This window comes from Spirosoma spitsbergense DSM 19989, assembly GCF_000374085.1.
In the GTDB taxonomy this organism is placed as follows: Bacteria; Bacteroidota; Bacteroidia; order Cytophagales; family Spirosomataceae; genus Spirosoma; species Spirosoma spitsbergense.
In genome coordinates, this window is record NZ_KB893545.1 from 22002 (window position 1) to 35101 (window position 13100).

Consider the following 13100-nt stretch of genomic DNA (forward strand, 5'->3'; position numbering starts at 1 on the left):
AGCGCTCATCAATCAGCCGTATACGCTAACTTGCGAACAAACTACACGTTACGCAATGAACGGTGAAAACAGGCCCATCGATCAACAAATGGTTGCCCAGACGGAGCGGCTATCATTTACCTTGCAAGCCACCGGTATTGGTACCTGGGAATTGAATCCAGCCACCCAACTTATTCACTGGGACCAGCGCTGCCGTGAACTCTTTGGCTTTACTACAGGCGAGGACTCAGTTGACTACAATCAGGTGCTGGCCTTGGTCCACCCGCAAGACCAGCCCCAGGTTCACCAGGCTATACAGCAGGCGCTGGATGGTAAGCTCAACGGTCAGTATGAGGTTCTGTTTCGCACCCAACCCGATAACCAAGGCCAGGTTCGCTGGTTACGTAGCCGAGGCAAAGTATTTGTTAATGACCAGGGTGGATTTCACCGCTTCCTGGGCATGGCAGAGGATATAACGCAGGCCGTTCAGACCCGGCAACAACTCGAGGCCAGTGAGGAACGCTTCCGTATGCTCATTGAGATGGCTCCGGTGGCCATCGGCACCCTGCGGGGTGATGACCTGATCATCGAAACGGCCAATAGCAAAGCGCTGGAAATAGTGGGTAAACCAGCCTCAATTATTGGCAGGCCCTGGCTGCAGGCAATACCCGAGTTGGCAGGACAACCGGCAGAAGCCATCATTCAGGAAGTTTATCGCACCGGTGTTCCCTATACGGTCACGGAGTTTCCGGCTCAACTGGAAAAGAACGGTAAAAGTGAGACTGGTTATTATACCTTTAGCTACCTCCCTCTCAACGAGAATGAGCGTACTACCGGCATCCTACAGGTAGCCATCGACGTAACTGAGCCGGTTATGGCTCGTAAAAAACTCGAGGACAGCGAGGCCAGCCTCCGCTCTCTTATTCAGGAAGCCCCGGTAGCCACGGCACTGTTTGTCGGCCCGGAACTGGTGATCGAGATTGCCAATGAGTTAATGATTGATTTCTTCGGGAAAGGTACTTCCATACTGGGTCAACCGGTTCGGGAAGTCTTGACTGCCAGTAGTGACCAGACGGCTTTACAACTGCTGGAAACGGTATTCGCGACGGGTGAAGCGTATGAAGCGACAGCAGCCCCGGCCGATTTAACCATTAATGGAGTACCCGGCAGGTACTACTTCGATTTTAGTTTAAAGCCCCTGTATAAACCTGATGGGCAGGTATATGCCATCCTGCAAATGGCTATTGAGGTAACCATGCGGGTACAGGCCCGTCAGGAGATGGAAGAGGCCCAGGCAGGCCTGCGAGGGGCGATAGAACTGGCTCAGTTAGGCACCTGGAGCATTGATGTAGCCACCAACGGACTCACCTATTCCGATCGCTTGATTGAGTGGTTTGGCTATGATCCTGGTCAGCAGCCCTATCAGGCAGTAATCCCCCTCCTGCAGGCTACCGATCAGGAACGGGTTTCCAGCGCCGTTGCCTGGGCCCTTAATCCTGAATCGGATGGCATTTACGATGAAATCTTTACGGTCATTCACCCCGGGACGGGTCAAAGACGAATCCTGCATGCCCAGGGCAAGACCATCTTTGATGCTGCCGGTAAAGCGGTTCGGATGAATGGTACGGCTCAGGATATCACCAATCAGCGGGAATTACAGCTAGCCCTGGAACACGAAGTACAGCTACGTACGGAAGAGCTGGCCGCTATGAATGAAAAACTGACCACCAATAATGAAGAACTGGAAGCCATCAATCGACTCCTGAACCGGTCCAATGCTAACCTGCAGCAATTTGCCTACGTGGCCTCGCATGATTTGCAGGAGCCGCTGCGTAAGATTCAGCAGTTTGGCGATCTGTTGAAGACGCGCCTGGCCGACATTCGGGGCGAGGAGTTGACTTATATCGAGCGGATGCAGTCGGCCGCCAGTCGGATGTCGACGCTGATTCGGGACCTGCTCAGCTTCTCCCGGATGTCAGCTGAGTACGATATGCGTGTTGGGTTGTCGCTCAACGAAGTGGTCAATCGGGTATTAACTGATTTGGAGGTAGTTATTGCCGAAACCGGAGCCGTGGTCAGGGTGGCTTCTTTACCCACTGTGTGGGGTGATGCGACCCAACTAGGTCAACTTTTTCAGAATATATTGACTAATGCCCTAAAGTTTCGCCGGGCGGGCGTAGTCCCATTGATTGAGGTCAATGCTGACCGGCTTGAGGCTATGGCAATACCCCCATCGGTGAAGCCCGCACGGGTTGCCAATGCGTACTATCGGATTGATGTAGCCGATAACGGGATTGGTTTTGACGAAAAGTACCTGGACCGTATCTTCCAGGTCTTCCAGCGGTTACATGGTAAAAGCGAATTTACGGGAACGGGCATCGGTCTGGCGATCTGTGAGCGGGTGGTAGCTAATCATGGCGGAGCGATCACGGCGAGCAGCCAACCCGGTCAGGGGGCCACGTTTAGTGTGTACCTGCCCATATAAATCTCTAGGGCAAAAAGGGTCCACCGGGGTGCGGCCAAAATAAAATAGCCGCGCCCCGGTGGACCCGTAAAGTGCTGATTAATTCAGTACGCCGTGCCGACGAAATCATATCAGGAGTCTCAGATCACGGAAAACGGGCTATGCATGATCACGTATAGCCCGTTTTTCGTCTGTATCGCCAAAATCACCAGATTTGAAGTCAGGGCAGGTTAATTTTTTTCAGGGCTATTACAAGTGTCTGGCTAAACCGACCCCACAAGCTTGATACTCACCAAATGGAAGCCTAAGCGATTGCCATAAGAAGAAGGAATAAGGTTTAGGCTCTTGCTTTCCTTTGCATAGGTTATTTGGAGTAGAAGTTTATGCACATATAGTCAGCCAAACACGAAAAAGCCCCAAATTCAGCGAATTTGGGGCTTTCAGACAACGTGTTCCGGTAGGAAGTAGCGGGCTCGAACCGCTGACGGCTGCTCTGTCAAAGCAGCGCTCTGAACTAACCGTCGGTAACCGTCGGGCTTTTAGTGGCCTGATTTACTCAATTTGAAAGTCAACAGGCAATCAATTTCTGCATCCAATCAGCAAAATGTGGGCATCGTTCCAGTGTATTTTCTATTCGGTTCACCAGCGAAATCATGCAACCCTGAAATGGTTTTTCGTAATTGGGCAAGATGGACAAAATTCGTTTGGATGGAGCCGTTGTTAATCCATCATTGATGTCTTCCGGGTTTGAAAATTCGTCAATAATACGCTGGAACATCTCTAATTGGGCTGGATTCTGACAACAGTACTGAAAGCCTTCCATTGAGGTAAACAGTAGTGATTCAAACTCGTGCAGTTGGATATAAGGAATAAGATTTCGACTGCCAATGTCATCCAATAAGCTTTGCTCAATGTGCGAAACACGCTGCTGATTGCTCGGGAAATTATCTCTGGTTATCACCCCCGGGAAGTCGTTTGGCAAGCCGTAATAATCGAAGAAAGTAGTGACAGTTAATGAATTTTGCTGTACTAAACGGAATAAATCACGCCTTACCTGTCCATAATTCGTTAGCCCACCTTTGTAGTTTTTACCCCCTCTGATAATTTTCGTGTTGATGATTGTTGGATTCAGATGTTTACCATACGGATTGAGGTATGGATTCAGCACTTCTTTTACAAATGCTTCCTCCGTCTGACCTTCGACAAGAATTAATAGTTGCTTCATGGGCGACCACCTAGTACATTTTTCTCCCATAATTCGCCCAATGCGTATTCGTCAAGCCATACCGTCAGTTCCTGACTGTCAATTTTTCGAAAAACAGACTGGTTATCGGAGCGTTCAACCACGATTAAATCTTCGGGCAAAAACTGGTTAATGAGCGTCACAGATTGAGTCGAAATAATAACCTGAATTCGACTGGCTACCGATTTGATTATGGACGCTAACAAATGAATAGCGGTGGGGTGCAAGCCCAATTCGGGTTCATCAATGATAATTGTGTCGGGTGGGTGTGGTTGTAAAAGCAACGTCACCAGACATATCATCCGTAACGTGCCATCTGAAAGACTGCTGGCATTAAAGTATTCATCAGACCCCTTTTCCCGCCATTCTAAACGGATTTTGTCCGGTGATAACTCGTTGGGTTTAAGATCAAACTGCTGAAAGAATGGTGCTACTCGTCTGATTGTGCTTTCGATTTGCTGAAAACTGGCGGGGTGCCTTTCTTTTAACTTATACAGAAAAGCGGCCAGATTAGAGGCATCCTCCCGAAGCTCTCGATTATCATTTACGTCCCCAATTTGCTTAACTCTGGCGGAGTCGCTGGTATCGTGAAAATGATACAACCTAAGCCCTTTGAACGCGTTGATTATGTAGTGGGATATTCCCTGGGGACCGCCAATACCGCGATCAGTTCGGTTATAATCAAATAATTGCGTTTCTGTTTTTCCCTCACCTAGAGGATAGCGCGACCAGTTACCAATTCCTTTATCAAAACCGATATGTTCTCTGGAAAAGTAAAGACGGTCTTCTACATCAGGTTCCAGCGTGAACGAATAGGCATTTCTGTAAGAGCCATTGCTGAATATAATCTCCGATGATACTTGTTGGGAGACTTTCCGCCCAAAATAAAGTAAGCTATTTGCTCCACCGTTCCGAGCCACATAAACCGATAAGTTTTGATTGATAATTCGATTAAGTAGCTTAAAATAAGATATGAGATTGCTCTTACCAACACCGTTACCACCAATCATGATGTTGATCTGACCAAAGGTCAGGTCTAATTCACGAATGGATTTATAGTTAGTCAGCTTGATACGCTCAATGTTCACTTTGTGTTCTATCTGTATGAGTTGTGAATATACGGTACACCCGGACAAAATGCGACTTTATCAGAAACTTACAAAGGTGATGGACAGGCTTACGAAACAAAAAGGCCCTTAAAAACGGGTTGTTTTCAAGGGCCTTAGTAGGAAGTAGCGGGCTCGAACCGCTGACCTCTGCTCTGTCAAAGCAGCGCTCTGAACCAACTGAGCTAACCTCCTTTGTTCCCTGGAAAGCGTCAGTGACCGCTTCCGTGTATGAAAACTGCCATCACTAACGCCTTCCGGGGAGTACAAATTTAGGAAACTTCGGCGGCTTCCAAATGCTGTCCGTAAACTTTTTGCGAAGGAATGCGCCACAACAGAACGAACCCGATGATAAACAGCACCAACAGACCCAGCACACTATTTCGCATGCTGCCGGTGAGTTGTTCGATCAGTCCATACACCAGCGTTCCCAGTACGATAGACATCTTTTCGGTCACGTCGTAGAAGCTGAAATAGGAAGCGGTGTCGGTGGTGGCAGGGATGAGCTTGGAGTACGTGGAGCGTGACAGCGACTGAATTCCGCCCATGACCAGCCCCACCACGGCCGCCAGCCCGAAAAACTGCGATTCGGTCTGCACGAAATAAGCACCGGCACAAATGCCAATCCAGATGACAACGGCTACCATCAGGGCGTAGGTATTCCCGATTCGTTCGGAGAGCCGCGAGAAACCGTACGCCCCTGGTATCGCTACCAGCTGAATGAGCAGAATGGTGATAATCAGACTCTGGCCGGGGAGTTTCAACTCGTCACTCCCGAAAATAGTGGCCACGTACATCACTGTTTGCACGGCCATGTTGTACACGAAAAACGCCACCAGAAACCGCTTGGCCAGGGGTTGCTCCTGTAATTGGCCCCAGACCTGTCGCAACTCCTTAAAGCCGTTCAGCAGGTAGTTGCCCGTTTGCTGCCCGGTTTTTTTGATTCCGTTGGGAAGGCGGCTGAACGGGATTTGGGCGAAACCAATCCACCACAATCCTACCGTCAGAAACGCGATTCGGGAAGCCATCGCTTCGGAAATATTGCCGAACCAGTCGCGTTTGAGAATCACCAGCAGGTTGAACACCATGAGCAGTACACTGCCCAGATACCCCATCGAAAAGCCCCGCGCACTCACCCGGTCATACTGGTCTTCGGTGGCAATATCGGGCAGGTATGAGTTGTAAAAGACGATACTGCCGCTCCAGCCAATGAGGCTGACCCAGAAGCAGATAATGGCAAACGTAGTGGTTTCTTTAGTGAAAAAATACAGCAGACTGCAACTGATGGCTCCCGTATAACAGAAGGCTTTCATGAAGGCTTTCTTGCGTCCGCTGTAATCGGCAATGGCCGTACAGATGGGCGAAAGCAGAGCCGTAAACAGGAAAGCCGCCGAGATGGTGTAGGAGAACAAAACCGAATTTTTGATACTCAGGCCCAGAAAATTAATGATCGGACCACCCGTTTCGTTCAGGGCCGTTGCCGAGAAATAGACCGGGAAAATACTCGATACAATAACGAGCGAATGAACCGAATTGGCCCAGTCGTAAAAGGCCCAGGCCGTGAGGGTGCAGGGAACGTTTTTCAAGCGTGAATGAGTGAGTTAATGGATGAGCGAATGAGGTAGGGCGGCCTAAATTATTCACTCATCCGCTCATTCGCTAATTCACTCAGTAGAAAATGGAGGACCACCTTCGTAAAGGCATGATTCGAGTCGCCTGCTACCATGTGGCCGGCATCCGCTACGCTCACACTCTGTGCGTTCGGTACGGCATCCAGAAATTCGGCCATCACCTTCTCGCTTACCACGTCGCTGATACCCCCGCGCACGATGAGCGTGGGGACGGTAAGGGCGCGGGCCGCCCGATAGAGCCGATCGGCATTTTGACTTTGCTTCGCAGGCTCGTTGATGTGTTGCCACACGGCCAGCATGGCTGGATCCCAGTGCCAGTAGTAGCGCATGGTGCCGGCAGGGCTTTTTCGCAGCCGCAGATTTTTTTCCAGTCGGCGGTGGCCGGAGGGACGTGCCGGGGGGGCGCTCGACCGGTGGGGGAGGTAAGCGGCCACGGCTTCGGATGCTTCCTCCAAACTGGCAAACCCATCCTGATTGCGGCTCATGAAGGCAAAAATCCGCTCAATGCCTTTCTGTTCCGCGCGTGGGGCAATGTCTACCAGTACGACAGCCGAACAGATTGACTCCGTGCCCGGTGCCCGTTCGCCCGCGGCAATCAGGGCCGTCATACCACCCATCGATGCACCGACGAGCGCGGGTTTCTGATCCAGTTGTGCACAAATGGCCCGCAAATCACTGGCCAGGTATTCGATGCCATAGTGTTCCTTTACCGACCAGTCGCTGTCGCCGTGCCCCCGTGCGTCGGGTGCGATGACATACCAGCCCGCGTCTGCCAGCCATCGGCCCGTATCGCCCCACGAATGGCGCGTTTGCCCGCCCCCGTGCAGGAGCAAAACGGGCGGGTTGGCTGGGTCGCCCCAGGCATCGGCAGTGATAAGAAAGCCCGGTTCGGTTTCAAATTGCATAAGCCAAAGAGCGAAAGAGTGAATGAGTGAATGATGCGTCAGCAATTCGCTCATTCGCTCTTTCACCTATAAAGTGGGGTCAAACTCCAGATTAATATCGGTCGTGGTGCCATCGACCGGGGCACGCTGGCGCAGGACCAGCTTGTTCTTGTTCAGCATGACGATGGGGAAGTTTCCTTTGAATCCCGATACATCAACATCGATGGATTGAAAATCAGTTGCCAGCGTCCAGGTGCCCCCGTTGATAACGGAGTTGGATTGCCGGGGGTCGAGGGCGCGGACGGTGCCGTTGTTCCGGAACTGCATGTTCAGGTCATACAACACCTGCGTGGCCAGATTCAAACGGCTTTTGTTGATTTCTACGCCATTGGGCGTCGATACGCGCACGGTGCGCCAGTTGTTGGCTACCAGCAGATCGGTCTGCGAAGCTGCGGTAGGAACGGGAGTAGTGCCATCGTCTTTCTTGCAACAAGTGAGCACCGTCGATAGAATAGCTGACAACAGGAAAAGTCGGATAGGTTTCATAGTACGATAACGCCGTTTTGGCGTACTGGTTTAGATGAATAACGGGAACCGGTTCCCGATTCGTTTAGCAACCGGGCCACGTTGCAGCCCTAAAATTCCGTAGTTTTGGCCAAATTTCAAGCAATGCGGGTTTCCTCTGGCATTTTCTTTATCGGTTTCATCCCGTGCTGGCTGCTGCTAACTAGCACGACTGCGGCCCAGCAGCAGTGCGCCGACCGGCTGAATTTCACGCCCGTTAACCAGCCGAACCTGATTGAATGGAGCAAGTTCCCCGACTTCACCCTCCCGTTTCCCGTCATCTACGGTGGCCCCCGCTTCACCGATAGTCAGGCGAGTCCGTTGCGGCATGGGTTTAGTCATCTGGTCGATGTGAAGGACAGTGAGTTTGGGTCGCTGGTGAAGGCCAGTCAGCGGGCGGTGGTCTACTACGGCGTAGTGACCGGCCTGAACCAACCCTGGGGCGATATTGAAAGCCCCTGGGGAAACGACCTGAACGCCTACCGGGTCAAATGGGACCAGTTTTTATCGGGCCTTGCGGGTGGACAGAAAAACGCGGCTGGCCTGTACGTATTGCCTGTTAGTCGGTTCGCGCTGGATATCGAACGATTTCTGGAAACTGATAGCCGGATTCTGAAGCTAAAAACCGACACCCGCGTACCGGCGCAATACCGAACCCTTACCGACGCTGATTTTGTGGCGGCCTACAAAAAGGCGATGCGCAACCTCTACGCCGAGGCTATTCGCTACATGAGGCAACACGCCGACTTTACCAATGTCAGCATGACCAGTTACGCCGATACGCCCGTACTGAACACCTACCTGAATGTACCTACGTTTAGCTGGGCTGACTGGACGACAAACCTCAGCCGAACGAACTATATGGTGCAGGATTCCGTGGGGCGGGGCATCGGCGGACCGTATTACGAGCAACTCGATGCGCTGTCGCCGTCGGATTACTATTACTACGATTACCCGAATCCACTGGCACCCGATTACCTGGCCTATCTGCTGTTTCATGTGGAGGTAAACCGGGCCTGGAGCAGCAAGCCGGTGGTGCCCTGGGTTTGGTTACGCTACCACGACAGCTCGACCAGTTACCCTAATTTCATTCAACCGTTCATGGCGGAGGCCACCGCTATCTTTCCGTTCTTTTCAGGCGCATCGGGCCTGTGGCTCTGGGAAAACCCAACCCTGGCACCCAACCGCACGGATAACTACGCCACCTACGAGTATTTCACGCATGGCCTGTACCGGCTGTCGCGCTTTGCCGATATGTTTCAGGGAGCGTACGAACGGGTGATCGAAACCCCGGCCCGTGATCTGATGGACAAACAACTGCCCGTTTGGCGGGGGGTGGTGAAGGACAATAAAATCCTCATTGCCGCCCAGAATCCCTATGCCGCCGACGGGCAGAAAACCAGCCTTACGGTGCGCTACAAAGGTTGGCAGCAGGTGATTGAACTGACGGGTCGGGAGGTATATCTGTGCCGGGTCGATATGGGAACCGTGACCGCTACGGAACCCGAACTGGCCGACGTATCAGTCTATCCCAATCCGACTCAAAGCACGCTGTTGGTGTCATTCGGGCAACTTCCCACCCGCTCAACGACGCTGACGTTGCTAAACACAAACGGTCAGCCGGTAGTTATAAAACGGGTCGACCGTGCCAAACAATCCATTGATGTGGGCCATCTGCCCGTTGGTTTGTACGTGCTCCAGATTCAGAACGAAACCGGAATCCAGACGAAAAAAATATTGATTACACACTGACGGATGACGCAGTTTTATCTGTCGATTCGCCCATATAATGCCGAACCAACTCCAGTACGAAACCAGCCCCTATTTACTCCAACATGCCGAAAACCCCGTCGACTGGTACCCGTGGGGCGACGAAGCCCTCGGTCGGGCCATGGCGGAAGACAAACCCATTCTGGTGAGTATTGGCTATTCGGCCTGCCACTGGTGCCACGTGATGGAACGCGAGTCGTTCGAGAAGGAATCCGTAGCACGGGTAATGAACGAGCATTTCATTTGCATCAAAGTAGACCGCGAAGAACGCCCCGATGTGGATGCCATTTACATGGATGCCGTACAGGCGATGGGCGTTCAGGGCGGCTGGCCGCTCAACGTATTTTTGATGCCCGATGCCAAGCCGTTTTATGGCGTTACGTACCTGCCCCGGCCAAACTGGGTCAATCTGCTCGACAGTGTCCAGTCGGCATTTAGTGACCATCGGAACGATCTCGTCCAATCGGCGGAGGGGTTTGCACGGGAACTCAACCTGACGGATGCTGAACGGTATGGCTTATCCGAAAACGACCCGCTGTTTTCGACCGAAACCCTGGAATCACTTTACCGCAAAGTAGCTGTGAAGGCTGATGATGAAAAGGGTGGTATGCGCCGGGCACCGAAGTTTCCAATGCCTGCCATCTGGCGATTTATGCTGCGTTATTACGACGCAACAGGAAATGAGTCGGCGTTGTATCAGGTAAAACTCACCCTCGACCGTATGGCGTTAGGCGGTATCTATGACCAGCTTGGCGGAGGGTTTGCCCGTTACTCGACGGATGGCAATTGGTTTGCGCCCCATTTCGAGAAAATGCTGTATGACAACGGCCAGCTTTTGACCCTATATTCCGAAGCGTATAGCCTGCTGAAAAGGCCACTCTATAAGCACGTTGTTTATCAGACCATTCATTTCGCCCAGCGTGAGTTGTTAAGTCCTGAAGGTGGTTTTTATTCCGCCCTCGATGCTGACAGTGAAGGCGTGGAAGGGAAGTTTTACACCTTTACTACTCCGGAACTTCGGGAGGTATTGGGCGATGATTACGACTGGTTTGCTGACCTGTACAGTATCACCGAAGAAGGCAACTGGGAGGAGGGACACGGGAGAAATATCCTCCACCGAACCGAATCCAATGAAACCTTCGCCGAACGGATGGGCTGGACACTATCTGACCTCAGTGTACGGCTGGATGCTACCAACATCCGGCTAATGCGTATTCGTGATGAGCGCATCCGTCCGGGGCTGGATGACAAGATTTTGTGTTCCTGGAACGGGCTGATGCTGAAAGGGCTGGCTACGGCCTACCGCGTCTTTGGCGAACCGGAATTTCTGACGCTGGCCCTGCGCCTGGCATACTTCCTCCTGAAAAAGATGCGCGATAGTCGCAACGGGCGGCTTTGGCACACTTACAAGACCACCGCTGGCGGACAGGGCAGGGCCAAACAGGCTGGTTTTCTCGACGACTACGCTGCCGTAATTGATGGCCTTCTGGCGCTCTATCAGGCTACCTTCACCGAAAACTGGCTGATGGAAGCCGACCAGTTAACGCAGTACGTGCTGGCTAATTTCAGTGACGCAACGGTAGATGACCTCACTGGCTCCGAACCGTTATTTTTCTTCACTGATAAAAACAGCGAAGAACTGATTGCCCGCAAAAAAGAACTGTTCGACAACGTGATTCCGGCTTCCAACTCCATGATGGCCGAAAACCTGTACACCCTGAGTCTGCTGCTGGAACGACCGAATTATGCTGACCGGGCAAACCGGATGCTGGGACGAATGCAACCGTTGGTCGGGGAAAATACGGATTACCTCACCAATTGGGCGGCTCAGTTGGCGTTACGTTCCCGGCCTACGGCCGAGATTGCCATCGTTGGCCCCCAGGCCGACCAGTTCCGGGCCGAACTCGAAGCTGATTTTTACCCGAACAAAGTACTCACCGGCACTTCCGACAAAAGTGAACTGCCATTGCTGCACCAACGGGGTCCCATCGACGGAAAGACGGCTATTTACGTTTGCTACAACCGCGCCTGTCAGTTGCCCGTTACTAGCGTGGCCGACGTTTGGAAAATGCTGCGCTGGAAGGGTATTGAGTAACGGCCTGAGTTACTCCGTTCCCCAGGCCGTTACTATTAATCGCCGACGGCCACCGTCGTTGCGGTGTTCGCCCAGGTAAATGCCCTGCCAGGTGCCCATATTTAGCTGTCCATTCGTGATAGGTATCTGCACCGAATGCCCCAGCAAGGCTGCTTTCAGGTGGGCGGGCATGTCGTCGGATCCTTCGTAATCGTGCTGGTAATAGGGGGCGTTTTCGGGAACCGTCCTGTTGAAGAATCGTTCAAAGTCGCCCCTCACGGTCGGATCGACATTCTCATTGATAGTCAGGCTGGCCGAAGTGTGCTGAATAAATACCTGCAATACTCCCGCCTTGATCCGGCGCAGGTCCGTGAATTCCTGCTCAACGATGCGGGTAATGAGATGAAAACCCCGGGAATAAGCGGGGAGCAGAATCGTTTGTTGCCAGATTTGCATGAAGGGAGTAATGGACAATGGGATCTCTCTGAAAGGTAAATGAATAGCTATTTTACATTCTACATTGTTCATTATCCATTACTCATTCGAAGCTACTACTTACCCTTGGGTGTCGTATACTCCATAAATCGATACACTTCCTGACGCACCACATCAAAAGTCTGGTCTATCTGTTTGCGGAGTTGTTTGTAGGCCGGGGCCGCCATGATGGGTTTACCCGAACCAGCCATCACCGGGTCGGCGATGGCACTCATATTGGTAACGTACTGGGCCATGCTGAATTCGTACCCTTTCTCGCTACCGTTCGGAATCACCAGCGTAGAGAAATCCCAGCCCGTCAGGTTGTTCTGGGCGACGCGTTGCTCCGCCAGCTTTTTGATCTGGCCCACCAGCCCATCGTAGTCTGCACCCGGCGTCCGGCGTTTCATCCGTTCCACAACCATCATCTGTGTGTTGTCCGGGGCGAAGTTTTGCGCGAAGGTACCGTCGGTTATTTCCCAGATTTCAATTTTAACGACTGGGGCCGTCATGCGGTCGCGCTTTTGAAGATCGGCCATTTTCGCCTGTACACTATCGCCGTAGATGCGGGCCATTGCTTCGGGCGAGGCTCCTTTCATGGCCATTTCCGGCGAAACGATACGCGTCACGTAGTCATACTCCGTCTGATTCGGGTTCGACGTGAACTGCTTCACGGTCATGTACCAGCCTATCAGTTTCCCTTCGTCTACGGCGGCCTGATTAATCTTTTTCCACTCGCGCTCCACGGGCAACGCATCCTGAATGGTCAGCCCCGGATTGAGTTTGTGATAGATCAGGTACATATAGGCTTTCTGACCCGGCTTCATCTGGGCAACGGCAAACGAAGAAACCAGGCTTAACAGGGTGATGAAAATGGTTTGGCGATTAGGGAATAAAGGACGCATGGAAAC

General features: G+C 52.1%; 10 protein-coding genes and 1 tRNA gene. 3 read left to right on the forward strand and 8 right to left on the reverse strand.

All coding sequences use genetic code 11. The features are described from left to right. The first annotated feature begins 55 nt into the window (after positions 1 to 55). Positions 56 to 2464, forward strand: a complete 2409-nt coding sequence (locus tag B157_RS0115315; RefSeq protein WP_020604179.1) for a PAS domain-containing sensor histidine kinase — start codon at positions 56 to 58, stop codon at positions 2462 to 2464. A gap of 547 nt (positions 2465 to 3011) precedes the next feature. On the opposite strand, the gene B157_RS0115320 is transcribed toward B157_RS0115315, so the two are convergent. From B157_RS0115320 to B157_RS0115345, 6 genes are all read right to left on the reverse strand, one after another. Then, entirely contained in the window at positions 3012 to 3668 is a 657-nt protein-coding gene (locus tag B157_RS0115320; RefSeq protein ID WP_020604180.1) for a DUF4276 family protein, read from the reverse strand. Continuing rightward, positions 3665 to 4774, reverse strand: a complete 1110-nt coding sequence (locus B157_RS0115325; RefSeq protein ID WP_020604181.1) for an AAA family ATPase — start codon at positions 4772 to 4774, stop codon at positions 3665 to 3667. The genes B157_RS0115320 and B157_RS0115325 overlap by 4 nt, the downstream gene beginning before the upstream one ends. A gap of 138 nt (positions 4775 to 4912) precedes the next feature. Further along, a tRNA-Val gene (locus tag B157_RS0115330) sits at positions 4913 to 4987 on the reverse strand. Positions 4988 to 5064: 77 nt separating this feature from the next. Beyond that, entirely contained in the window at positions 5065 to 6378 is a 1314-nt protein-coding gene (locus B157_RS0115335) for an MFS transporter (protein ID WP_020604182.1), read from the reverse strand. A gap of 50 nt (positions 6379 to 6428) precedes the next feature. Then, a complete protein-coding gene (locus tag B157_RS0115340) occupies positions 6429 to 7328 on the reverse strand; it encodes an alpha/beta fold hydrolase (protein ID WP_020604183.1) in 900 nt (299 codons plus the stop codon). Between the two features lie 66 nt (positions 7329 to 7394). Continuing rightward, entirely contained in the window at positions 7395 to 7853 is a 459-nt protein-coding gene (locus B157_RS0115345; RefSeq protein WP_020604184.1) for a hypothetical protein, read from the reverse strand. Between the two features lie 123 nt (positions 7854 to 7976). Between B157_RS0115345 and B157_RS0115350 the strand changes: the two genes are divergently transcribed. Beyond that, positions 7977 to 9623, forward strand: a complete 1647-nt coding sequence (locus B157_RS0115350; protein ID WP_041952131.1) for a T9SS type A sorting domain-containing protein — start codon at positions 7977 to 7979, stop codon at positions 9621 to 9623. 37 nt (positions 9624 to 9660) lie between these two features. Continuing rightward, entirely contained in the window at positions 9661 to 11736 is a 2076-nt protein-coding gene (locus tag B157_RS0115355) for a thioredoxin domain-containing protein (RefSeq protein WP_020604186.1), read from the forward strand. Between the two features lie 9 nt (positions 11737 to 11745). On the opposite strand, the gene B157_RS0115360 is transcribed toward B157_RS0115355, so the two are convergent. Beyond that, positions 11746 to 12171, reverse strand: coding sequence for a secondary thiamine-phosphate synthase enzyme YjbQ (locus B157_RS0115360; protein ID WP_020604187.1), 426 nt, complete (start codon positions 12169 to 12171; stop codon positions 11746 to 11748). Positions 12172 to 12266: 95 nt separating this feature from the next. Then, the gene (locus tag B157_RS0115365) at positions 12267 to 13094 is read right to left on the reverse strand and encodes a hypothetical protein (protein ID WP_020604188.1); all 828 of its coding nucleotides are present in this window, start codon (positions 13092 to 13094) and stop codon (positions 12267 to 12269) included. Positions 13095 to 13100: the final 6 nt, after the last annotated feature.

Excerpts from the sequence above, each read along its gene's own strand:
- B157_RS0115315 (WP_020604179.1), top strand. The coding sequence starts at position 56 with ATGAACGGTGAAAACAGGCCCATCGATCAACAAATGGTTGCCCAGACG.
- B157_RS0115320 (WP_020604180.1), bottom strand. The coding sequence starts at position 3,668 with ATGAAGCAACTATTAATTCTTGTCGAAGGTCAGACGGAGGAAGCATTT.
- B157_RS0115340 (WP_020604183.1), bottom strand. The coding sequence starts at position 7,328 with ATGCAATTTGAAACCGAACCGGGCTTTCTTATCACTGCCGATGCCTGG.
- B157_RS0115345 (WP_020604184.1), bottom strand. The coding sequence starts at position 7,853 with ATGAAACCTATCCGACTTTTCCTGTTGTCAGCTATTCTATCGACGGTG.
- B157_RS0115350 (WP_041952131.1), top strand. The coding sequence starts at position 7,977 with ATGCGGGTTTCCTCTGGCATTTTCTTTATCGGTTTCATCCCGTGCTGG.
- B157_RS0115355 (WP_020604186.1), top strand. The coding sequence starts at position 9,661 with ATGCCGAACCAACTCCAGTACGAAACCAGCCCCTATTTACTCCAACAT.
- B157_RS0115360 (WP_020604187.1), bottom strand. The coding sequence starts at position 12,171 with ATGCAAATCTGGCAACAAACGATTCTGCTCCCCGCTTATTCCCGGGGT.
- B157_RS0115365 (WP_020604188.1), bottom strand. The coding sequence starts at position 13,094 with ATGCGTCCTTTATTCCCTAATCGCCAAACCATTTTCATCACCCTGTTA.